Annotated in this window: 17 protein-coding genes; 12 read left to right on the top strand and 5 right to left on the bottom strand. The window is 69.4% G+C overall.

The genetic code is table 11. The features are described from left to right. The first annotated feature begins 225 nt into the window (after positions 1 to 225). Positions 226 to 726 (top strand): hypothetical protein, encoded by a 501-nt coding sequence (locus tag RV986_RS41495; protein ID WP_475922326.1) that lies wholly within the window; start codon positions 226 to 228, stop codon positions 724 to 726. A 72-nt stretch (positions 727 to 798) separates the two neighbouring features. After that, positions 799 to 1,635 carry a transposase family protein gene (locus RV986_RS41500; RefSeq protein WP_475922327.1) on the top strand — a complete coding sequence of 279 codons (837 nt, stop codon included), beginning with the start codon at positions 799 to 801 and terminating at the stop codon, positions 1,633 to 1,635. Between the two features lie 102 nt (positions 1,636 to 1,737). Here the strand turns inward: RV986_RS41500 and eccCa are convergent, their stop codons facing one another. Further along, positions 1,738 to 5,655, bottom strand: a complete 3,918-nt coding sequence (gene eccCa, locus RV986_RS41505) for a type VII secretion protein EccCa (protein ID WP_475922328.1) — start codon at positions 5,653 to 5,655, stop codon at positions 1,738 to 1,740. Positions 5,656 to 5,863: 208 nt separating this feature from the next. Here eccCa and eccD point away from each other — a divergent pair, with 208 nt between their 5' ends. The 9 genes from eccD (at position 5,864) to RV986_RS41550 (ending at position 16,548) form a co-directional block, all read left to right on the top strand. Beyond that, positions 5,864 to 7,264, top strand: a complete 1,401-nt coding sequence (eccD, locus tag RV986_RS41510; protein WP_475922329.1) for a type VII secretion integral membrane protein EccD — start codon at positions 5,864 to 5,866, stop codon at positions 7,262 to 7,264. A gap of 33 nt (positions 7,265 to 7,297) precedes the next feature. Further along, the gene (gene eccB / locus RV986_RS41515; protein WP_475922330.1) at positions 7,298 to 8,854 is read left to right on the top strand and encodes a type VII secretion protein EccB; all 1,557 of its coding nucleotides are present in this window, start codon (positions 7,298 to 7,300) and stop codon (positions 8,852 to 8,854) included. Between the two features lie 196 nt (positions 8,855 to 9,050). Further along, positions 9,051 to 9,215: a hypothetical protein gene (locus RV986_RS41520; RefSeq protein ID WP_475922331.1), complete on the top strand. Its 165-nt coding sequence runs from the start codon at positions 9,051 to 9,053 to the stop codon at positions 9,213 to 9,215. A gap of 819 nt (positions 9,216 to 10,034) precedes the next feature. Continuing rightward, the gene (locus RV986_RS41525) at positions 10,035 to 10,376 is read left to right on the top strand and encodes a hypothetical protein (RefSeq protein WP_475922332.1); all 342 of its coding nucleotides are present in this window, start codon (positions 10,035 to 10,037) and stop codon (positions 10,374 to 10,376) included. Between the two features lie 47 nt (positions 10,377 to 10,423). Next, the gene (locus tag RV986_RS41530) at positions 10,424 to 10,747 is read left to right on the top strand and encodes a WXG100 family type VII secretion target (RefSeq protein ID WP_475922333.1); all 324 of its coding nucleotides are present in this window, start codon (positions 10,424 to 10,426) and stop codon (positions 10,745 to 10,747) included. 80 nt (positions 10,748 to 10,827) lie between these two features. Continuing rightward, positions 10,828 to 11,289 (top strand): type VII secretion system-associated protein, encoded by a 462-nt coding sequence (locus RV986_RS41535; RefSeq protein WP_475922334.1) that lies wholly within the window; start codon positions 10,828 to 10,830, stop codon positions 11,287 to 11,289. A gap of 66 nt (positions 11,290 to 11,355) precedes the next feature. Beyond that, a complete protein-coding gene (locus tag RV986_RS41540; protein ID WP_475922335.1) occupies positions 11,356 to 14,397 on the top strand; it encodes an AAWKG family protein in 3,042 nt (1,013 codons plus the stop codon). Continuing rightward, a complete protein-coding gene (locus RV986_RS41545) occupies positions 14,394 to 14,894 on the top strand; it encodes a YbaB/EbfC family nucleoid-associated protein (RefSeq protein ID WP_475922336.1) in 501 nt (166 codons plus the stop codon). Before RV986_RS41540 ends, RV986_RS41545 begins: the two co-directional genes overlap by 4 nt. Positions 14,895 to 15,468: 574 nt before the next feature. Continuing rightward, entirely contained in the window at positions 15,469 to 16,548 is a 1,080-nt protein-coding gene (locus tag RV986_RS41550; RefSeq protein ID WP_475922337.1) for a ricin-type beta-trefoil lectin domain protein, read from the top strand. A 117-nt stretch (positions 16,549 to 16,665) separates the two neighbouring features. On the opposite strand, the gene RV986_RS41555 is transcribed toward RV986_RS41550, so the two are convergent. From RV986_RS41555 to RV986_RS41565, 3 genes are all read right to left on the bottom strand, one after another. Continuing rightward, positions 16,666 to 17,187 carry a transposase family protein gene (locus RV986_RS41555; protein ID WP_475922338.1) on the bottom strand — a complete coding sequence of 174 codons (522 nt, stop codon included), beginning with the start codon at positions 17,185 to 17,187 and terminating at the stop codon, positions 16,666 to 16,668. A gap of 388 nt (positions 17,188 to 17,575) precedes the next feature. Next, positions 17,576 to 18,076: a hypothetical protein gene (locus RV986_RS41560; protein WP_475922320.1), complete on the bottom strand. Its 501-nt coding sequence runs from the start codon at positions 18,074 to 18,076 to the stop codon at positions 17,576 to 17,578. A 535-nt stretch (positions 18,077 to 18,611) separates the two neighbouring features. After that, on the bottom strand, positions 18,612 to 19,193 hold the full coding sequence (locus RV986_RS41565) for a hypothetical protein (protein ID WP_475922339.1): 582 nt from the start codon (positions 19,191 to 19,193) through the stop codon (positions 18,612 to 18,614). Between the two features lie 455 nt (positions 19,194 to 19,648). Between RV986_RS41565 and RV986_RS41570 the strand changes: the two genes are divergently transcribed. Beyond that, entirely contained in the window at positions 19,649 to 21,037 is a 1,389-nt protein-coding gene (locus RV986_RS41570; protein ID WP_475916098.1) for an IS1380 family transposase, read from the top strand. A gap of 406 nt (positions 21,038 to 21,443) precedes the next feature. Here RV986_RS41570 and RV986_RS41575 read toward each other — a convergent pair whose 3' ends face one another. Beyond that, on the bottom strand, positions 21,444 to 22,598 hold the full coding sequence (locus RV986_RS41575) for a S8 family serine peptidase (protein ID WP_475922340.1): 1,155 nt from the start codon (positions 22,596 to 22,598) through the stop codon (positions 21,444 to 21,446). Positions 22,599 to 22,726 lie beyond the last annotated feature (128 nt).

Genomic DNA, 22,726 nt, shown 5'->3' on the forward strand with positions numbered 1-22,726 from the left:
AGGATCGGGGGTCCGTTGAGGAAGTTTCATCGTGATTCGTGCAGGTCAACGGCCCTGGCGTGACGGGCGGTTGGGCTGCTCGCGCATGTCACGAGCGTGATCGCGTCGGGGAGATCATCTGTCGGCCCGCTTCGGGTCGTCTTCCTCGGATCTCCTGCACGCTGCGCACTGGTGCCCCTACCGTGCGTGCAGGGTCGCGACGGCGGCCCCGCGAAGGGAGGGGACATGGCCCAGAACCTGATGGTGTGGCTGATAGAGCGCCGGGTGGTGCTGGAAGAACGCGCCGCGCAGCTGCGCAAGCAGTTGACCGACACCGAGGCCGAAGTGGCCCGGCTCGGGGCCGCCGAGGTCGTCTACCAGCAGTACCAGGAGGATGCCGAGGCCGGGCACCCTGACGCCAGGGCCTGGCAGCAGGCCCTGGAAGAGGCCACCGGCGGCACGCCCGCGGCGCCCCCGCGGCCCGTGGGCACGCCCGGAGCGGCCGGCCAGCTGCTGACTCCCCACCACGGCCCCGACACCGGCACGGACGACCTGCCCGCCGAATACCAGAAGATCATGGAGATCGTCGCGGGCGGCGACAGCCCGCTGCAGGCCAAGGACGTGGCCCGCGAGCTGGGATTGGATGCGGTGCCGGCGAAGGTGGAGCCGGTGCGCGGGAAGCTGCGGAAGCCGACCGAGCGCGGCTGGATCACCCGCACCTCCGCCGGACGCTACCTGCCCCGGTAGCCCGCGACCGACCTGCCACAACGGCCGATTCGGGCCGCAACGCAAGCACCCCCGGCGGGTGTTGGTCCATGCGTGAACAAGAAGACCGGCCCCGCCGAGGGCGACACCGGCCTTGTCTACTCCGTCCGCCTGCCGCTGTCCAGCGCGACCGTCAACCGCGTGGCCGGCCTGATCCGCGCCCACCGCAGACAGATCCGCTCCCGGTGGCGCAAGCTCGACGCCGGGCAGATAGCGCTGATCGTGCTGGCCCACCTGCGCAACGACGAGCGCCTGGCCGACCTGGCCGGCGGGAACGCGGTCTCGGCCTCCACGGTGCGGCGCTGGGTGCTGGAGGTGCTCGGCCTGCCGGCCGCACGTGCCCCCCGCCTGGACCGCGCGCTGGCCAAGGTGGCCAAGGACAGCGGCTGCGTGGTCCTGTTGGACGGGACGCTGATCCGTACCCGGCGGCGCAGTGGGCGGGCGAACCGGAAGAACTACTCAGGGAAGCACAAGGCGCATGGCCTGCTGTTTCTTGCCCTGACCGATGCGAAGGGGCGGCTTTTGTGGATCTCCTCGGCCCGCCGCGGCGCCTGCAGCGAGATCACGGCGGCCCGCTACGAGAAGCTGTGCGCGCGACTGCGCAAGCTGGAGCTTGCAGCGGTGGCCGACCTGGGGTTCGTCGGTCTGGACGAGGGGGCCGAGGAGCAACCGGCGGTCATCACAGGGTTCAAGGCGAGCGGCGGCAAGCGCCTGTCGTCACCGAAGAAGATCGTGAACCGGCTGATCAGCAGCCTACGGGCGCCGGTCGAGCACGGCTTCGCGAGCCTGAAGACCTTCCGGATCCTGACCAAGGTGCGCATGCATCCGCGGCACGCGACCGCGCTGGTGCGGGCCCTGCTGGTGCTGACGCACCACCAGGTGGCTCGGTGACCGATGATCTCCCCGCAATGATCACCGTGATGAGCTGCGCGAGCACCCCAACCACTCGTCACACCAGGACCGTTGACCTGCATGAATCACGATGGAACTTCCTCACTCGGTCGGCTCGTCCAGCAGCGCGGTCTGCATAAGGACGGCCTTGCGGCGGGCGATGTACTGCGCCCGGCCAGGCGGCAGGTTGCGCGGCTTGATGTTGCCGAAGACGTACCCCTCGGAGGGCGGGCAGGACATCAGCAGCCCTGGCGTGTTGACCTCGTCCAGGCGCCTGAGCAACTGGTCGTTCAAGCCCCGCTGGGCACCGGTCGCGGACCGCGTCACCACCATATGCAGCCCCACCTCGTGCCCCAGGGCGAGATGGTCGAAGAACGGCTCAAACGGGTGGCTGACGGCGAGGCCGCCGCCGACCATGTCGTAGTCGTCGACGAGCACGAACAGCCTGGGCCCTGTCCACCAGTCCGCAAGGCGCATCCGGGCCGGGGTGATGTCCGGTCCGGGCACCCGGGTCTTGAGGGCCCGGGCCGAGCCGCCCAGCAACTCCCGCAGGGCCTCGAGCGACACCGCGTGCCCGAGCCGGTACTCCTCCGGCACCGCCTCGACCAGTGTGCGGCGGTAGTCCACCATCAGGATGCGGGCCTCGCTGGGGCTGTAGCGGGCGGTGATCGCCGAGGCGACCAGCCGCAACAGGTTGGTCTTGCCGCTCTCCGTATCGCCGACGCCTATCAGGTGCGGTGTACGGCCGAAGTCGTGCCACACCGGCGACAGGGTCTCCTCGTCGAGACCCAGCGGAACTCTCAGCCCGTCCGCCAGTTCGGGTTCCGGCAGTTCCGAGACCGGCAACCGGTACGGCAGCGTCCGTACAGGCGGCGCGGGCGGGCCGGACCAGCACCCGGCGACCCTTTCCACCAGTGCGGCCACTCCCTCGGTGAGGTCGTCGGCGCTTTCCCGGCCGTCGATACGAGGCAGCGCCGCCAGGAAGTGCAGCTTGCCGTCCGTCGTCAGGCCGCGGCCCGGACTGCGCGGCACCGCTTTCGCCTTGCGGACGTCGACCACCGAGTCCATGGCATCGCCCAGCCGCAGCTCCAGCCGGGTCGCCACCTGGTCGCGCACCTGGCTGGACAGCTCCATCCAGCGCGCCGTGGCGACGACCAGGTGGATACCGAAGTTCAGGCCGCGGGCCGCCATCTGGTTGAAGGTGGGGATCAGCGTGTCGAAGTCCTGTCGCAGCGTGCCCCACCCGTCGACCACCAGGAACACGTCACCGTGGGGTTCGTCCTCGAACTCGCCGGCCGCGCGGCGCCGGCGGTAGGTAGCCATGGAGTCGATGTTGTGGTCCAGGAAGAACTGCTCACGCTGGTTGAGCACGGTGTTCACCTCGGCCACCGTACGGTTGATCCGCTCGCCGTCGAGCCGGTTCGCCACGCCTCCGACATGGGGCAGCCCGGCCAGCCCGGCCAGCGTTCCGCCTCCCAGGTCCAGGCAGTAGAACTGCACTTCGCGGGGGCTGTGGGTGAGCGCGAGAGCGGAGATCAGGGTGCGCAGCACCGTCGACTTTCCGCTCTGCGAGCCGCCCGCGACCGCGACGTGCCCACCGCTGCCGGAGAGGTCCACCACCAGCGGATCGCGGCGTTGTTCGAACGGCTTGTCCACCACACCGACTGGCACCTTCAGCTCGCCGAGCCCCGGCCAGCCGACGGAAACCAGCCCGCGCCGCAGGTCCTCGGACAGGCTGGGCAGCAGTCCGTCAAGGGTGGGCGGCAGGTCGAGCGGCGGCAGCCACACCTGAAGGGCCGACGGCCCGGCGTCACGCAGGCGCTCCACGGCCACCGACAGCAGGGAGGCCGCGTTCTCCTCCTCCGGCTCCGGTTCGGGCTGCTGCACCGGCGCGCGCGGCACCACGTAGTCCGCTGTCCACGGCACCACCTGGCTGGCGACCCGCGCCTGGACCACCGCGCCCCGGCGCGACCGGTACGCGCCCGACACGTACGCCGCACGGAACCGAGTGAGCTCCTCCACGCTGCTCTTCAGGAAACCGGCGCCCGGTTGGGACGGCAGCTGGTAGGCGTCCGCGACCCCGAGCACCCCCCGGCTCTCCATGGCCGAGAAGGTGCGCAGTCCGATGCGGTACGACAGATGGCTTTCCAGTTGGTGCATGCGCCCTTCGTCCAGGCGCTGCGAGGCCAGCAGTAGATGCACACCCAGGGACCGGCCGAGCCGGCCGATCATCACGAACAGGTCCATGAAATCCCGGTGCGCCGCGAGCAGCTCGCTGAACTCGTCGACCACGATGAACAAACTCGGCAGCGGCGCCAGCGGTGTTCCCGAGGCACGCGCCTTCTCGTACTCGAGCGCGGAGGAGTAGTTGCCGGCCGCACGCAGCAGCTCCTGGCGTCGTATCAGCTCACCGTGGAGGGCATCGCGCATGCGCTCCACCAGGGCCGCCTCGTCCGCCAGGTTGGTGATCACCGCGGAGGTGTGCGGCAGTTCGTCCAGGCCGAGGAACGTGGCCCCTCCCTTGAAGTCCACCAGGACGAAGTTCAGGGTCTCCGAGGAGTTCGTCAGCGCGAGGGCCACCACGAGGGTGCGCAGCAGCTCGCTCTTGCCCGAGCCGGTCGCGCCGATCAGCATGCCGTGCGGGCCCATGCCGCCCTGCGCAGCCTCCTTGATGTCCAGCTGGACCGGGGCCCCGTCGGCACCCACCGCGACCGGAACCCGCAGCCGTGCCGCGCCTGTGCCACGCCCCCACAACGTGTCCGGCTCGTGACGATGCAGGTCGGAGATGCCCAGCAGGGTCGTCAACTGCACGTCTGTGGACAGCGGCTCGGCGGCGTCGGCGGTCAGACTCATCCGGTACGGCGCGAGCATCCTGGCCAGCGCCCGCGCGCCGGCCGGGCCCAGGCTGTCGGGTCGGCCGAGTAGGGTCGACTGTTCCTTGCGGCTGTGGTCGGTGCGCACCAGCCGCACCCCGTCCGGCTGCACGTCCAGTCGCAAAGTGGTGCGCCCCGGTCGCCACCGTAGGGCCTCCGATAGGTCGAGCACGACCACGTTGCGCAGGCCCGCGCCGTCGAGCCGGTGCCCGGAGGGAACCTGGCCTCCGTCCACCACGACCACGGTGAACGGCTCGTCACGGCCGGACGTGGCCTCGGGGTCGAACCCCGGCCGCTCCGCGAACTCCGCGCCGAGCAGGTCCAGCAGGCCGCCCAGGTCGGACGCCGCCATGCGAGCGGGCCCGGCGCCGTCCTGCTCGTGCGGGTGCAGGTTGTGCGGCAGCCATTTGACCCAGTCCCACTCGGCCCGGCGTTCGTCGCTCACGCAGAGCGCGATCCACAGGTCCTCCGGGGCATGGAACATGGCCAGTTGGCACAGGGCGGCCCGCACCAGGCCGCGGATTGCCGCCTCGTCACCCCGCACCAGTACCCGGGCCCAGGACCGCAGGTACAGCGCGATCGGTTGATCGGGCACCGTGCTGTAGGCCCGCATGAACCGGCGCAGCGCGTGCGCACACATGGGGTCCAGGTCCTCCACGGGCTTGGCGGACACTGGGGACAGCTGCGTCGCCAGCTGCTGGTCCCCGACGGCCACCCGCACCTCGGCGAAGTCGTCGTCCTTGGTGCGCCGCTCCCACAGCCGTGTCGTCCGCACCATCGAACGCAGCGTCCAAGGTGCGGGATGACGCCAGGTGAGTGCCAACTGCTGTTCGATCACCGTACGGTGAACCTTGCGCCGGGTCTGCGACAGGTAGCGCAGATAGTCACGGCGCTCGCCGCGCAGGCGCTGCTTGCGCTCGCCGCTCTTGCGCATCACCTGACCGACCATCATGACCACCGACGCGAGGACCATCACACCCATCGCCACGTAGGTCAGCGCACCTCCGCTCCCGCCGGGCCGGATGAACGCCAGCATCATGGAGCCGGACATCATCCCCATCGGCAGATAGGTCCACACCGCCGAACTGTCCGGCACCGTTTCCGGCAGAGTTGGCGGCTCCTGGAGGGCCAATTCGCCCTCCGGCATTTCTGGCCCGCGCCTGCGGGCAGGGCGACGGAATAGGACGACACTCAAGAAACGGGCTCCTAACCATGGCGCACGACTCATGGGTCGGGCCGAGAGCGAGAAATCCCCCGGGCGTGCACTAAGGCTTCGGGGACATCAGTAGTCTGCATCCATTCAAGTCCCAAAACCAAGCTCGCGGCTGAAAATATCGGGAAGTGTGGCCTCTCCAATGACTGACAACTCGGTGGCGGCCCTGTGTCACCTCACCGTCCGTGCCCCTGACAAGACCATTGACCTGGCGGTACCCGCCGACGTCCCGGTCGCTGACCTCCTGCCCACCCTGCTGCGCTACTCCGGCGAGGAACTGGAGGAGAACGGCCTGGACCACGGTGGCTGGGTGCTGCAACGACTGGGGGAGAGCCCCCTGGACGACGAAGGCACCCTGGAGTCACTTGACCTGAAGGACGGTCAGGTCCTCTACCTGCGCCCGTCCGCCGACGCGCTGCCCGAGGTGCGGCTCGACGACCTGGTCGACGGGATCGCCGGCATCACGCGCGACCGGCTGCACGGCTGGAATCCGCAGGCCGGCCGCCGCCTGCTCCGCAGCGCCGTGGCAATCTGCGTGCTGACCGCGCTGGGGGTGCTGGCCTGGCCGGGAGGCCCCGTCCTTGCCCGCGTGGTGATGGCCGCCGTCGCCGGACTGCTGCTGCTGGCCGGGGCCGCCTCGGCCAGCCGGGCCGTGGGGGACGCGGCAGCCGGCGCGACCCTCGGCTTCCTGGCGGTGCCGTGCATGGCACTGGCCGGCTGGCTGCTGCCCGGTGGCGCGGTCTCCGGCCCCGACGCCCACCACGTCCTCGGCGCCCGACTGCTGGCCGCGGGCGCGGCAGCCGCCGGAGGAGCCGTGCTGGCGGTGGCCGCAGCGGCCGTGTACACCCCGGTCTTCGTCGCCACCACCACGGTCGCGATAGCCTTCGCCTCCGTCGGGGCCCTGATGAGCGTCTTCGATGTGCGGGTGGCCAGCGCCGGCGCCGCGATGGCCGCCGTGGCCGTAGTCTTCGGCGGTCTGGTACCTGCCCTGTCCTTCAAGCTCGCCGGCATGCGGATGCCCCCGTTGCCCAGCAGCCCCCAGCAGTTGCAGGAGGGAATCGACCCCTACAGCGGAAGCGACGTCGCCGCCCGAACCGAGCTTGCCGCCGGCTGGATGACGGCCTTGTACGCGGCGACCGGCGCCATCTGCGCAGGCTGCCTGGTGGCCCTCGTCCGGCTGCCGGGCCTTCCCGAGGCGCTGACCGCGGGCACGCTGTCGCTGCTCCTGCTGCTGCACGGACGCGGCATGGTCAACGTGGGGCAGCGTCTGGCCCTCGTGGTCCCTGGCCTGTGGGGAGCGCTCCTGCTGGCCGTCGGCACCGCGGCCCGGCTGTCCCCGGCCGACCGCCCGGCGTTCGTCGTGGGACTGCTGGCGCTGGCCGCCGCGCTGGCCATCGCCTCCTGGACGGTGCCCGGCCGGCGGGTGCTGCCGTACTGGGGCCGCGCGGCCGAACTGCTGCAATCGCTACTGGCGATCGGCCTGCTGCCGCTGACGCTGTGGGTGCTCGGCGTCTTCGGCGCCCTCCGGGCCATCAACGGCTGACCGGCACAGAGAACCGAAAGGGAACACGATCCCATGCAGTCCAAGCGTGACCAGGTCCAGGCCCACACTTTCACCATGGGCAGGCTCACCTCCGGCATGCTGCTCGCCGACCCCGATGCCCCGGAGAGCCCGCTGGCCCGTACCACCCGGGGCGCGGTCATCGGCGTCGTCCTCGCGGTGATCGTCTCGGCGGGCGCGGCGGTGTACGGGCTCATCTCGCCCGGCGGCAACACCTCGTGGCGGACCTCGGACACCCTGATCGTCAACAGGGACACCGGAGGCCGCTACCTGTTCCTCGACGGCCGCCTCAGGCCGGTCCGCAACTACGCCTCCGCCCTGCTGATCGTCGGAAAGAAGCTGAAGACCACCGATGTGAGCCCCGCGGCACTGCACGGCACGCCCATCGGGGCCCCGGTCGGCATCCCCGGGGCCCCGGACTCCGTACCGACGGCGAAAGACCTGGACAGCGGCGCCTGGCACGTCTGCTCGACCCTCGTTTCCGCGCGGACCGCGGCCACCGGAAAGACCGCGGCCACCACTCTCGTCGCCGGAGCCCCCGTGGACGGCCGGGCGGTGACCGACGCCCAGACGCTCGTCGTGACGGGCCCGGACAAGGCGACGTACCTCGTATGGCAGGGCAGCCGGCTCAGGCTCGACAAGGCCTCCGGCGCGGCCGTCTCCCTTGGCTACGACTCCGTGACACCCATCCCAGTGTCCGCCGCGTTCCTGGACGCCCTGGCCCCCGGTCCGGACCTCTCCCCGCCCGCCGTGCCGGGCCGGAGTACCGCCGGACCGTCGCTGGGCGGCGCACGCGCCACGGTGGGCCGGGTTTACGTGCTGCGGGTGCCCGGCTCCGTCCCGAAGTACTACCTGCTCCAGGAGGAGGGTTTCGTACCGCTCACAGCCACCGGGGCCGCCATCGTCCTCGGTGCCCCGGTCACCCGCGAGAAGGCCTACGGCGGCCACTCGCCCGAGGCCGAGCCGCTGAGCGCCGACGTCCTAGGGGCACATCTGGCACCCGGGGGCCATAGCCGGTCCGCCGCCCACGCGGGCCTGCCGGACTCCCCGCCCCGGGTGGCCGATGTACCAGACGGTGTGTCGGCCTGTGCCCGTGTGCACTCCGTGGACGGGCTGGTCCGCATCAGCACCGTCATGGTGCCGAGCGGTGCTCTGGCCCCGGTGACACAGGCAGCACCCGGGGAGTCGGCGGCGGCGTGCCTGCCGGTGGACGCCGTCGTGGTCCGGCCGGGCCGTGCCGCGCTGGTCCGGGCGCTGGGTGCGGGCGGTACGGCGGTGGGCGACACGATGTACTTCGTGGCCGAGGACGGTGTGAAGTACCGGGTGTCCTCCGATGACGCACTGAAGGTGCTGGGGTACACGGACTCGGACGTGGTGGCGCTGCCCTCGCCGCTGCTGTCCATGCTGCGGTCGGGACCGGATCTGGACCCAGACGCCGCCGCGGGCCGGAGCACCGTTGTGATCACGCCCCCGGCCTGCGGGAAGGCTCCGGGAGGGCCGAACGGACCTTCGTCGCCCACCGGGAAGGCTCCGGGGGCACGGAGCAAGTCCTCGTCGCCCGCGGCTGGGTGAGAGTGGGGGTACGGCACGGAGTGATGTACGAACAGGCAGATTTCCAGGGACGTTTATTCAAATGTCTCTCAACTGAGCGTTGAACCATTAACCTCGTGCCGATCCTGCCTTCGGCATTGCGGTCGATGCCGGCGAATTTCGTTGATGCGGCGAGAAGTATGAGCGGCTGAAAACGTAGGGGAAAGTTACGGCCGGGATGCCGTTCACGTACGAGGAACCCGCCCGCGTCGGACTCTCCGAGGAGACGATCGAGTCCTTGCGCCGCCGGCGGGCTGACGGCGGGTTCCCGCAGGACCCGGAACTCACCGAGCAGCAGGAACGGACCCTGATTCGTGGGCAGTTGCTCACAACCCGCGGCTGAAACGACGCGACCGAGCGGACGGCCGTCGTGCAGGTGGCCTCCTACGGCGTGAACGTGACCGTGGCCGGCGAGGACGGCACCTTCAGCAGCATCCACGGCTCCGGCGACGGATGGACAGGCCGGAACTGGTCCTGTACCGCAGAGGTAGGGAATACCTGCCGGCCGAGCCGGTGGCCACCGACGGCGGCCGGGGTACGTCGCCCATGGTCGCCGAAACCACGCCACGGGCGAACACGCCGGCCGTAACGACGCCGCACCTCGCCCGGCGCGCCTGGGATCTCGCACCCAGCACCGAATTGCCGCTGCGTGATCTCCCACTCACCCCGGCGGACCGTGTGACCTGCCGCGCAGATATCCGGACCTCTTCCCGTCGTGGGTGGGGGAGAGCCTGGCCCGGCTGACCGGGTAGGAGGGAGGCGGCTTGCCGCCCTTGGGCCCGATGTCGTGCGCGCCGTCGCCAGGCGCGGCGAGGTCGGCCTGACGGGGCGTGTACGCGCCCTGTTGTTCGACCCTCGGCTCCGCGGGGGACCACGGCCGCCACTCTTGTCGCCGGAGCCCCTGTCGACGGCTGGGCTGGTCCGCACCAGCACCGTAATGCTGCCGAGCGGCGCCCTTGTGCCGGTGACACAGGTGGCGTCCAGAGAGTCCGCGGCGGCGTGCGTGCCGGTGCGGGCGCTGGGCGCGAGCGGCACGGTGACGAAGAGGCAGAGTCCGAGGGACCAACGGCTCAGATGTTCCTCAAGTTTGAGTGCTCTCAACCGGGTTGGTCCTAGCCTTCTGGTGATCCTCCCAGTGCCCCACCGATCAAGGAGCAGGCCCATGGCAGGCGATGGACAGCGGTCAAGTGCACAGTCGACCCAGAACGGCATCCGGGCTTTGGAGTCCGCTCTCACCGGCATCAGGAAGTCCCGTCAGGACGTGGACAACACCAGCGCCGACCTCTCCCGGGGCTACCAGGGCAGTGACGGTGCCCAGTTCGGACAACTGCTCATCAAGTGGGACGGGCAGTGCGATGTCATCCAGCGCACCCTGCAGGACATGATCGACAAGCTCGCGGCGAGCCTGACTCAGCACCAGAGGACGCAGACTGCCGCGGGGGACGCCGTCGCCCAGGCGTCCAGGGCCTCGGACACGGTCTTCCATGAGCTTGCCGGGTCCTGATCCGGCCAACCCCCGTTCCTGCACCGACGATCGAGACGAGATCTGTGATGAGCGACAACTTCACCGACGGCAACATCTTCGTCGCCTACTCCCACATGCAGAACGCCGCCGACGACATGGTCAGCCAGACCAGGGCGATCGCCACCACCCTGTCGAACCTGGAGGCGGAACTCAGCGAGCTCAAGAAGACCTGGTACGGCAACGACGGTGACGTCTACCGCCAGAAGCAGACCGCCTGGGACCAAGCGGTCGGCAACATGGAGCAGCTGCTCACCTCCCACGCCAACCTGCTGAACGACATCCACGGAAACTACAAGTACAGCGAGAACTCCCTGTCCCAGATGTGGAACGAGGTCGCGATCGGCCGCTGAGCGGCGGACCGGACCCTTCGCTTCGCCGTGCGCCGTCCGGCAGGCCGCCGCACAGTGCACGGCAGATCAGGAAACAAGCGATGACAGATCTGACTCGGCTCAACAGCGAGGGCCTGAAGCGCTTCGTAGAGGAGGACCTCGACGAGTTCATCAGGTACACGAAGGACATCCGTGAGGACGCCCCTGCGCAGGGGCCGCGGGCCCTCAAGAGCCTCATCGAGGGGTACACCACGCCGGACACCCAGGGTCTGCCGAACCAGTTCCTCCGCATCGGCAAGCTGGGTAACGACGACGGCGTGCACGGCGCGGAACTGACCAAACGGATCGAGAGCGGCGCCAAGGGGATAGACGACGTCCTGGTCACCATGGGCTCCCTGTTCAAGCACATAGACGCCGATCTGAGGGAAACTATCGAGACGCTGCTGAAGACCCAGGGCGACAGCCTGGCCGCCATCGGTGGCCAGAAACTCCTGGACATCTTCTCTGATGTCGATAGCGACCTGAGCGGCAGCCCGGCCTCATCGGGCGACTCCAAGAAATAGGCGAGTACGAGCCACTCCTGTCGCCTGCTCCCCTCCGCCCTTCCTACCCCAACGGAGCGCGCTGCCATGGAAAGCACCCAGCCCGATGATGACAAGTGGGCAGAGGCGGTGACTAGCTTCACCGGATATCCCATGCCCGCTAGGAAGAGCCTCTTCGAAAAGCTCAAGAGCAAGGACGGAATTCCGCTCTTCCGCATGGGTATTCACGGGCAAACTATGAGGGCGGTTACAGAGCATGATAACGGCTGGATGGTGCGTGGGGGCGAGGATTACGACCTAACTTTCTACGCGGTCGAGCACGGCGAAGTGCTTATGTGGCAGGCGAGGATCGTGTTCATTGGAGTTGCCCACAATGAAAAGGGCAGGGCGGAACTCCTCGAACCCTACGGCACGCTATCGGGCGGTGAATTTGAAAGTAGTGTAAAGGCGGAAAGGCTGAAGGAGGCCAAGTGGGACGACCGCCCAGTGTGGCAGTACATCGCCGGAGCCAAGGCGGCACTCGACTCACTGCTCGCAGACGATCACACGATTGGGTTCGAGCACAACGGTCTGTCCGTGGCGAACGCCCACGCCGTCGATCTCCGCTCGTTCCAACGTACGGCCGAGGCATTCGATCGGGCGAAAATGCACTTCGAGGGCCGGACCAACACGCTGGCGGAGTGGGTGCAGTGGCTGGGCGACGAGAACGTGTCATGGAAGGGACAGGCGGCCGGGGTCTTCCGCAACCTCATAGTTCAGGTCTACAAGAACTACGAGAACTATGTGGACCAACTCGGTGGGAAAAACTTCCGAGCCAGCAACAAGATCGGCGAATACTCGCCCAGTTCCAAGTTTGGTGACGCCCTTGCCGGGGCCTACCAGAACGCCCACCGACAGGCCGGGCTACTCCGCAACGCTTGGTTCATCTGGGCCGGAAATCAATTGCACGACCCACACCGGGCGCTCCTGGAAGTGCTGAATGACTTACACCGCTGGATCCTCGAGAACAATGTCACGCAGGTCATGAAAATAGATTACCCGGGCCACAAGGGTTACTCGGTCACCCCGGCCTTCCGGCAGGTCCACCCTACATACGGAGACCTCACGAAGGAGGCTAACTGGACGGAAATCGGCCAGACTGCCGTGAATAACTGGAACGTCCACGTCGAGACCCTCCTCATACCGGCCGCCGAAGCTGTGCTCTCGAGTCTCAACAACGCATGGCTCGACGCCGCAAGCGAGTTCGACGAGCCGCTGCAGACAAAGAACACCACTTCCCTGTCCCAATCCTGGCAGGAGGAGCAGGTCCGGCTCGGCCAGGAGAGCCTTGACAGCACCAAGTGGGCTCTCGGCGCCGGCACTGGCGGGTCCGTCCCCAATGTCGGGGCTCTGGCAGCCAGTGCGCTGAACGGCGCCGTCGCCAACGTGTTCGGCTCCGAAGCCGGCACGACCGCCAACGGCACCGGCACTGCCGACACCAGCGGCAGACTCACGAACCTGGGCGACAGCATCACGAATCCGGACGGCAGTACCACGACCCGTAACACCGACGGGGCACTGGCCACCACCTATCCCGACGGCAGCCTCGCCCTCCTCAACCCGGCGACCGGAGCACTGACCACCACCTCCAAGGACGGCAAGACCAGCAGCGGGACCGTCGGCCGGGGGGAGGCGGTGACCAATGCGGACGGCAGTACGTCGCTGCTGAACCCGGACGGTTCGGTGACCACGACGTTCCCGGACGGGACTGTCCAGACCATCGGGTCCGACGGGACGGTCACCACCAAGCAGCCGGACGGCTCGGTCACCTCTTCGCTGCTGAATCCGTCGGCGGGTTCGCTCACCACGCCGAGCGGCGACTCGACGACGCTGAATCCCGACGGTTCGCTGACGACGAGCTTCCCGGACGGGTCGACGTCGACGGTGGACCCATCGACGGGGACGGTCACGACGACGTCGCCGGACGGGTCGACCAGCGACGGGACCGTCGGCCGGGGGGAGGCGGTGACCAATGCGGACGGCAGTACGTCGCTGCTGAACCCGGACGGTTCGGTGACCACGACGTTCCCGGACGGGACTGTCCAGACCATCGGGTCCGACGGGACGGTCACCACCAAGCAGCCGGACGGCTCGGTCACCTCTTCGCTGCTGAATCCGTCGGCGGGTTCGCTCACCACGCCGAGCGGCGGCTCGACGATGTTGAATTCCGACGGTTCGCTGACGACGAGCTTCCCGGACGGGTCGACGTCGACGGTGGACCCATCGACGGGGACGGTCACGACGACGTCGCCGGACGGGTCGACCAGCGACGGGACCGTCGGCCGGGGGGAGGCGGTGACCAATGCGGACGGCAGTACGTCGCTGCTGAACCCGGACGGTTCGGTGACCACGACGTTCCCGGACGGGACTGTCCAGACCATCGGGTCCGACGGGACGGTCACCACCAGGCAGCCGGACGGCTCGGTCGCCAAGACCGACCTCAACGGCACAGACGTCGGCAGCAGTAGCGCAGGCGGCGTTCACAGCGGGTCCCCGCTCAACGGCGGCACGTCCGCCTCGAGCCTGTCGGACTTCTCCAGCGCTCCCCCTGCCACCTTCACCCCCGCCGGGTTCGCAGCCGCCCCCGCCGTCCCGGACAGCAGCGGCCTGAACAGCGCCGACAGCTCCTTCGAGGAGTACGACAGCACTCCCTACGCCGGACGCGCGGTCGGCGCACCCACCACCAGCTCGGCCGCCTCGACGGCGAGTGAGAACAGCGGCGGAGTGCCGCTGAACCCCATGGCATTCGGTGGCATGGGTGGCATGGGCGGCATGGGTGGCATGGGCGGAGGCGGCGCAGGGGGATCGAACAACGAACGCGTCCGCAATGTACTGAGCGACAGCGACGGCGCCACCCTGCGCAGGGCGAGGTCGCGTGCCGCGGTGGCCGACGAGGAAGAGGACGTGGTCTTCACCCGAGGCGGACGGCCCGTCACCGCATCCACGCCCTATCTCCCGATGGGCGCTCCGGGCAGTCAAGGCGGCCAGTCCACCGAGTCCGGCGACCGCGAAAGGTCCGGCTGGGTGCAGGAGGACGAGGACGTGTGGGGCACGGACGATGGAGGAGCTCCGGCGGTGATCGGACGATGAGCGACGGCAACGACAGGATTCAGGAGCCCGCGGCGCCCCTGGCGTCGATCGAGGAGAGGCTGGCCCAGGCGGTGGCCGAACTCGAAGCGATCCAGGAAGGGGTCGCCAGGGCCGAGGCGGAACTGCGCCAGGCCTCGTTCACCGTGCGCTCCAGGGACCGGGCTGTCGAGGTCACGGTCGGTCATCAGGGCGAGCTGACGGCACTCAGATTCCTGGACGGCAAGTACCGGACCATGGCGGCTGGTGAACTCGCCGCCAGTGTGCTCGAGGCGGCGGAACGTGCCCGGACACAGATGTCCGCTCATGTGATGGAGACGCTCCAGCCCTTCACACAACCGAGCGGTGCGGTACCCGAACTGACGGGAGTGGACATCGACTGGGCCGAGATCTTCGGTCCTGGTGTCCCGGATGTTCCGCAGAGCACGCCTGGTCGACACCCCAGGAACCGGCTGCGTGACGAGATCGGCGACGGCATGGAGGAGGGGCACGATGCCTGACACCAACACTTGTGCCGCAGATCCGGCCCGCATCGCGGACGCTGCCCGGGTCGCCGATCAGATCGCCTCGGCAGCGGTACGAGGCGTTGCGGCAGGCGGTGCTGCAGCAGGGTGGGTTGTTCGAGGCGAAGGCGTGGGTCAGCGAGCGGTCGCAGCAAGACCCGGTCGCTGTACCGCATTCCGGCATGGCTGCGCCGCAGCCGGCCACCGCACCGGCCCCGCCACTACATCTCGGCCCGTGCGGACCACCTCGGCGGATCCGGCGGTGGAGCGGACGGAGCGTGTGGAGGCAGGCGATGCCGCCACGGGCAGGCGCAGCGGGACGTGACCCGCCCGCTGTGAACCTTCGGCCGCCAGCCCGCCCCCCCAAGGCGGCGGCCCGGTCCTGTGGCCTCCCACAGCGGTCGCGGGACCGGCACCGGACCGCCCGAACACCATCTCGTCACCCTTTTTCCCCCCTTTGGCCGTTGGAAAGGACACTATGAGATCATCAGGGGCTCAGGGCCCCCAGCAGGAACTTGCCCAGGCCGCGGAACCGGGCACGGGCACGACGGTGCCCCGCACAGGACAGGCAGTGAGTTCACCGGAGGCGGAAGAGGCCGTCGTCGTCGGCGGAACGGCCCAGGCTCCGTCGGCCGCCGAGGGCGCGACACAGTCTGTTCTCGGGCCGGAGCCCGTATCCCCGCTCGCCACAACGGCGCAGCAGCCGGACGCGGCAGGAGCCACTGCCACCGCCCCTGACGTGGGCGAGGCGGGGCCGGAGAGCGCCACCGCCACCGACGTGGAGGAGGCGGAAGAGGCACCCGAGGCCATGGCCGAGGCCGCGCCGGCCGATCCGCCAGGGCGACCGCACAAGAGCCTGCTGGCCGGAGCGGCCATCGTAGGAACACTCCTGATGGCCGTACCGTTTCTGGTGGGCGGTGACGGTGATGACGCCCACGCGGCTCCGATCGGTGCGACGCCCGGGACTGTCCTGGGTTCCCCAGGGGACGGAAGCGTCTACGGTGCCGTCGGATCGGCTTCCCCGACCCACGGCGGCATGCCCGCAGCGACCGGTCCGGCCAAGCATTCTCCCACTCCGCATGACACCGGGGACCCGGGAGCGCACTCCGGGTCCGGTGCGGACCACTCCACGAGCGGCACGGGTAGGCAGTCGGCCGGCCACAGTGGCGCCTCGTCAGCTACCGGGAAGACGACGACCGGCGGGTCGGGGTCGCAGAAGCCCTCGTCAAACGTCTCCCCAGACACATTCTCCGGCGGCTCCGAGAAGGTCGCCGGCGTCTCCATCCGGAGTTACGCCTCGGGCCGCTGCATCGATGTGACGAACGCCGGGGGTGACGGTACGCCGCTGCAGATCTGGGACTGCAACGGATCCGCGCAGCAGACCTGGCGCTTCATGAGTGACGGGACTGTGCGTGCCCTGGGTCTGTGCATGGACGTCGCCAATGCCTGGACCATTGACGGCGCGGTGATCCAGCTGCATCCCTGCACTGGCAATCCCGCTCAGCAGTTCCGTCTGACCTCCGGGCACGATCTGGTCAACCCGCAGGCGGACAAGTGCGTTGACGTGACGGACCAGCGGACGGGCAACGGCGCCCGGTTGCAGCTGTGGGACTGCAACGGCCAAAGCAACCAGAAGTGGAGCGCCGGCTGAGCGGCCATTCATTGAGGAAGTTCCATCGTGATTCATGCAGGTCAACGGTCCTGGTGTGACGAGTGGTTGGGGTGCTCGCGCAGCTCATCACGGTGATCATTGCGGGGAGATCATCGGTCACGGAGCCACCTGGTGGTGCGTCAGCACCAGCAGGGCCCGCACCAGCGCGGTCGCGTGCCGCGGATGCATGCGCACCTTGGTCAGGATCCGGAAGGTCTTCAGGCTCGCGAAGCCGTGCTCGACCGGCGCCCGTAGGCTGCTGATCAGCCGGTTCACGATCTTCTTCGGTGACGACAGGCGCTTGCCGCCGCTCGCCTTGAACCCTGTGATGACCGCCGGTTGCTCCTCGGCCCCCTCGTCCAGACCGACGAACCCCAGGTCGGCCACCGCTGCAAGCTCCAGCTTGCGCAGTCGCGCGCACAGCTTCTCGTAGCGGGCCGCCGTGATCTCGCTGCAGGCGCCGCGGCGGGCCGAGGAGATCCACAAAATCCGCCCCTTCGCATCGGTCAGGGCAAGAAACAGCAGGCCATGCGCCTTGTGCTTCCCTGAGTAGTTCTTCCGGTTCGCCCGCCCACTGCGCCGCCGGGTACGGATCAGCGTCCCGTCCAACAGGACCACGCAGCCGCTGTCCTTGGCCACCTTGGCCAGCGCGCGGTCCAGGCGGGGGGGCACGTGCGGCCGGCAGGCCGAGCACCTCCAGCACCCAGCGCCGCACCGTGGAGGCCGAGACCGCGTTCCCGCCGGCCAGGTCGGCCAGGCGCTCGTCGTTGCGCAGGTGGGCCAGCACGATCAGCGCTATCTGCCCGGCGTCGAGCTTGCGCCACCGGGAGCGGATCTGTCTGCGGTGGGCGCGGATCAGGCCGGCCACGCGGTTGACGGTCGCGCTGGACAGCGGCAGGCGGACGGAGTAGACAAGGCCGGTGTCGCCCTCGGCGGGGCCGGTCTTCTTGTTCACGCATGGACCAACACCCGCCGGGGGTGCTTGCGTTGCGGCCCGAATCGGCCGTTGTGGCAGGTCGGTCGCGGGCTACCGGGGCAGGTAGCGTCCGGCGGAGGTGCGGGTGATCCAGCCGCGCTCGGTCGGCTTCCGCAGCTTCCCGCGCACCGGCTCCACCTTCGCCGGCACCGCATCCAATCCCAGCTCGCGGGCCACGTCCTTGGCCTGCAGCGGGCTGTCGCCGCCCGCGACGATCTCCATGATCTTCTGGTATTCGGCGGGCAGGTCGTCCGTGCCGGTGTCGGGGCCGTGGTGGGGAATCAGCAGCTGGCCGGCGGCTCCGGGCGTGCCCACGGGCCGCGGGGGCGCCGCGGGCGTGCCGCCGGTGGCCTCTTCCAGGGCCTGCTGCCAGGCCCTGGCGTCAGGGTGCCCGGCCTCGGCATCCTCCTGGTACTGCTGGTAGACGACCTCGGCGGCCCCGAGCCGGGCCACTTCGGCCTCGGTGTCGGTCAACTGCTTGCGCAGCTGCGCGGCGCGTTCTTCCAGCACCACCCGGCGCTCTATCAGCCACACCATCAGGTTCTGGGCCATGTCCCCTCCCTTCGCGGGGCCGCCGTCGCGACCCTGCACGCACGGTAGGGGCACCAGTGCGCAGCGTGCAGGAGATCCGAGGAAGACGACCCGAAGCGGGCCGACAGATGATCTCCCCGACGCGATCACGCTCGTGACATGCGCGAGCAGCCCAACCGCCCGTCACGCCAGGGCCGTTGACCTGCACGAATCACGATGAAACTTCCTCAGTAGGGCCGGCCGGTCGTCGGTCGGCTCAGGGGCGGCCACGCCTTGTCCCGGCCGGCGCCATCGGCGGGCGCGGCTCTTGCGTGCCCTCGGCGGGCACACCCCAACGGTGCGGGCGCGGTGGCCCAGGCGATCGCCAGGACCAGGCCGACGTCCGCACCCGCCAAGGCCAAGGCGTGTCAGGTCGCGCGGGCGCCCGCCGCACCCGCATCAAGGGGGGCGGCATCATGGTGTGCCACGGGTGAGTCGCCTCGCGGGGCTGGGGCAAGCGATGTTGAACCGGCCGGTACAAGTCAACATCGGGCCCGCGCTGTCCAACATCACCGGGTTACTCGGCCTTGGCGGCGGCAATCTCCCCGAGGAGGGCCAAGAGTTCACGCTCGGCGGCGATGACCCTTTTGCGCGTCGATATCGGTTGCCACGCCCTGTTGGGCATGCCGTGCAACCGGTCCCGGTCCTCGGCGTCGACGCCGAGGAACTCGCCAAGGATTCCCAGCAGCAGGGGCAGAGCGAAGCGCTGGCGCAGCTCGACGACTCCACCGCCCGACTCCGCCGCGCGAGCCAGGCCATCGAGCAGGGTAGCGGTCAACTCACAGGGCCCTGAAACCGCCGTAATCACACCATCGCGCGGTCTTGGAATGACGACGATCCAGCCCGCGACCGGAGCCGTTCCTGCTTCCGCGGACGCCTCGGCCGACACCGGTCGCGACTCATCCATCGACGCCTCCGCCGCTACGGCTGGAGCGGCCAGGGCCTCGGCGAGCTCCATTCGAGCGATCACCCGGTGCTCCAACACCGCCTCCGCCTCCCTGAGTTCGGCAAGAACCCGATCGGCTTCCACGCGAAGCTCCTCCGCCCGCACCCGGGCAGCCGTCTCGCGCTCTTCCAGCAGCCCCCTCACCGATGTCACCGGTCATCTCCGCATGGTCGAGAACGAACTGATCGCCCGAACCCTCCCGCAACGACGTCGGGATCATGCCTGAACAGCGGAAACTTAACCATCACGTCCGGTGGGACAACGACTTCTCACAGGTGAGTGACGTCTGAGCCATTGGTCCTTGGAACTCCGCCTCTCCGTACACTGCTCCGCGCCAGGCATCCTCCCGTCACCCGGCAACGGGCGCCGGGGACCCGCTCAGCCCTCCGGGAGCATTCCCAACAGACAGGGGGCGTGATGACGACACTGCCGCCGCCCGATACGGCGCCAGAATCCGGATCCGGCACCGACCGAAGCACTCCTGAACCCGGATCCACCGGCTTGATGCCTGTGGATAGTTTCTCCGGAAACGAAGAAGTGCCTTGTGACCTGCGATGATGGGGTTTCTCTAGGACCACATCAGGCACGATCGGCAAGGCACTTCCGAGATGCAATCCTCCCATGCCGCGGCGGCGGTCTCTTCCACGTTCGATGATCCGAACCTGGTCGCGTACGGCGGGCTGGAGCCGGTGGTGCGGCTGGCCGAGCGGTGCGGTCTGCCGGCGTTGGCCGGGGAGCACATCAGGCTGCCGGTCTCGAAGGACGGCACCGGCGCCTTCCCCGCCGCGAAGCTGATGTCGCTGGTGGGCGGCATGGCCGCGGGCGCCGACAGCATCGAGGACATGGACCGGCTGCGGCATGGCGCGATGGGCCGCCTGTTCTCCGGGGTGCGGGCCCCGTCCACGCTGGGGTCGTTCCTGCGCTCCTTCACGCACGGGCATGTGAAGCAACTGCATGCCGTGGCCCGCCGGTTCCTGCCCGAACTGGCCCGTCACACCCCGTTGCTGACCGGCGCGGACCAGGTCGCCTACGTGGACATCGACGACACCATCCGCCGCACCTACGGCTACGCCAAACAGGGTGCAGGCTACGGATACAGCAAGGTCAAGGGCCTGAACGCGTTGCTCGGCATCGTCTCCACACCCCTGTCCGCCCCCGTGATCGCCGCCACCAGGCTGCGTAAAGGGCCCTCGAACTCAGCGCGCGGGGCGGCAGCGTTCGTGGCCGAGACCATCCGCACCGCCCGTGCCTGCGGCGCGAGCGGCCTGCTGGTACTGCGGGCGGACTCCGCGTTCTACGGCGCCGACGTCATCAACGCCTGCCGCGCTCTGGGTGCCCGCTTCTCCGTCACCGTGCGGATGAACGCCTCCGTCAAGGCCGCCATCGCCCACATCGACGAGACCGCCTGGACGCCGATCAAGTACCCCAAGGCTGTCTGGGACGAGGAGGGCCAGTGCTGGATCTCCGACGCAGAGATAGCCGAGGTCCCCTACACCGCGTTCACTTCCAAGCCGAAGAAGCAGCAGGTCACCGCCCGTCTGATCGTGCGCCGCGTCAAGCGCCTGAACCCTGACGCCGTCCCCGTCGGGCAGGGCACCCTGTTCAACACCTGGCGCTACCACGCCGCGTTCACCGACTCCCCGCTCGCCTTGAGGGATGCCGAGCGTGATCACCGTCGGCACGCTGTCGTCGAGCAGGTGATCGCCGATGTCAAGAACAGCGCCTTCGCCCACGCGCCGTCCGGGCATTTCCAGGCCAATGCCGCGTGGCTCGCCCTGGCGGCCCTGGCACACAATCTGACCCGCGCCGCCGGCGCCCTGGCCGGAACATTCCATGCCAGGGCGACCACCGCCACCATCCGTGACCACCTGATCAACGTGCCCGCCCGTCTGGCCCGATCCGCCCGCCGCCTCACCCTGCACCTGCCCGAACGCTGGCCCTGGGGCGAGGACTTCGCCCAGCTGTTCAGCACGGTGCATGCACCACCCGTCCTCTGACTCCCTGACCGACCTGCCCGAAAGGGCCCGAGACCTGTGGAAAAAGTGGAAGAGCTGGGTAGACCAGCGGCCACCCCATGCCCGAATCCGCAACTCAGCCCCGACACGGCCTGCGCGACCCCGAAACGATCAACCGGGAATCAAGCCGGTGGATCCGGGCTGAAGCACCTGGTGAGCGGGGTTGACCGTGAACTCGGCAGTGACGCAGACGTCTTCACCGGCCCGCCTATCGATGTGCGGTCCGTGACGCTGTGCCTCGCCGCACTGAAGCATTGGGCGCAAACAACCTCGAGTACCTCACCGGGCACGGGGCTCGGAGCACTGCGCAGGGCGATATCGCGTCGGGATACGCCGGCGGCGGAGTGAGCCTGGTCGACTCACCCGCGGAGGACAGGTATCGCCTCTGTCAACTCGGCGTGGAGGCTTCGTCTCCGACCGGGCGCCACCGGCGGGCGCGGCCCTTCGGGGCGACCACGGCGACCCAGGCGATCACCAGGACCAGGCAGACGCCGGCACCCGCCAGCACCAAAGCACGTCGCGTCGCCCTGGCGCCGGCTTCATCCGTCTCCACACGCGCTGGCCAGGAACCGTCGCCCGGCGCCGCCCGGTCGGGAGATGCTCCCGGCACCGAGGTGAGCGCGCCGTACAGGTCGAGCCGGGGTACGTCCGCCGGATATGCGGTGGTGATCAGCCTGCGTGCCGTCTCGGCGGCGGACAGCCCAGGGTGGGCGGACCGTACCAGGGCCGCTGCCGCGGCGGCGTAACCGGCGGCGAGAGACGGTCCGGAGCCAATGAAGTGGCCCCGGCCCTTGGGACCGATGCCCAGCACGCCGTCGCCCGGCGCGGCCAGGTCGGTGTGCCGGGGCGTGTACGCGGCCGGCGGGCGCCGACCCTGCACATCGACGTCGACGACGGACAGGACGCCGGTTTCGGCCGCCGGCCAGTAGTCCCCGGGCGGCGGGGCGGAGGACGTGCCGTCGCGCGGGGTGTCGGGAGCCGCGGCGGCCACGATCAGGGCGTCGTGGCGGGCGGCATAGGAGACCGCGTCGTGGAGGTTGGAGGAACTCTTGGTCAGGGCCGGGGATACCTCGACGACCTGGGCCCCGGCGTTCACCGCCGCCCGGATGCCGTCCGCGACCGAGGTATCGGTCGCCGTACCTCGCTCGTCCGTCCCCCGCACAGCCACGATGTGTGCCCGGCCGGCCGCTCCGGAGAAGCCGACACCGTCCATGGGCGCGGCGGCGATCAGCCCGGCCACGAAGGTGCCGTGGCCGACGCAGTCCTCGCCCGCCCTGCCCACGGCGGTGACCCGGCCGACCAGGGCGGGTGCCTTGAGCGAGACCCCGGTGTCGACGACGGCCACGGTCACCCCGGCACCGGTAGCGAACTGCCGGGTCCGGGTCAGCTGCAGGTTCTGCTCCTCCCAGGAAACGGCCTTGGCCACCGTGGCGGAGCCGCCGGTGCAGGCGGCTCCGGCCGCCAGCCGGGACGGCATCACGGGCAGTCGTACTGTGTCGCCGGACGCGGCGTCGGCCTCAGCCGCCGCCCTGGTCACCGCCATGGACGCGCAGAGAAGGGTAACGAGGGCCAGCAATGCGTGGCGGAGCCTGGAGCGGCGCATAATGTCAACCTCGGGAGAAGAAGGGGTATGTGGTGACCGCCACGAGCCCCGCTCCCGGGCCGCCGGGG

This window comes from Streptomyces sp. RLA012, assembly GCF_056270325.1.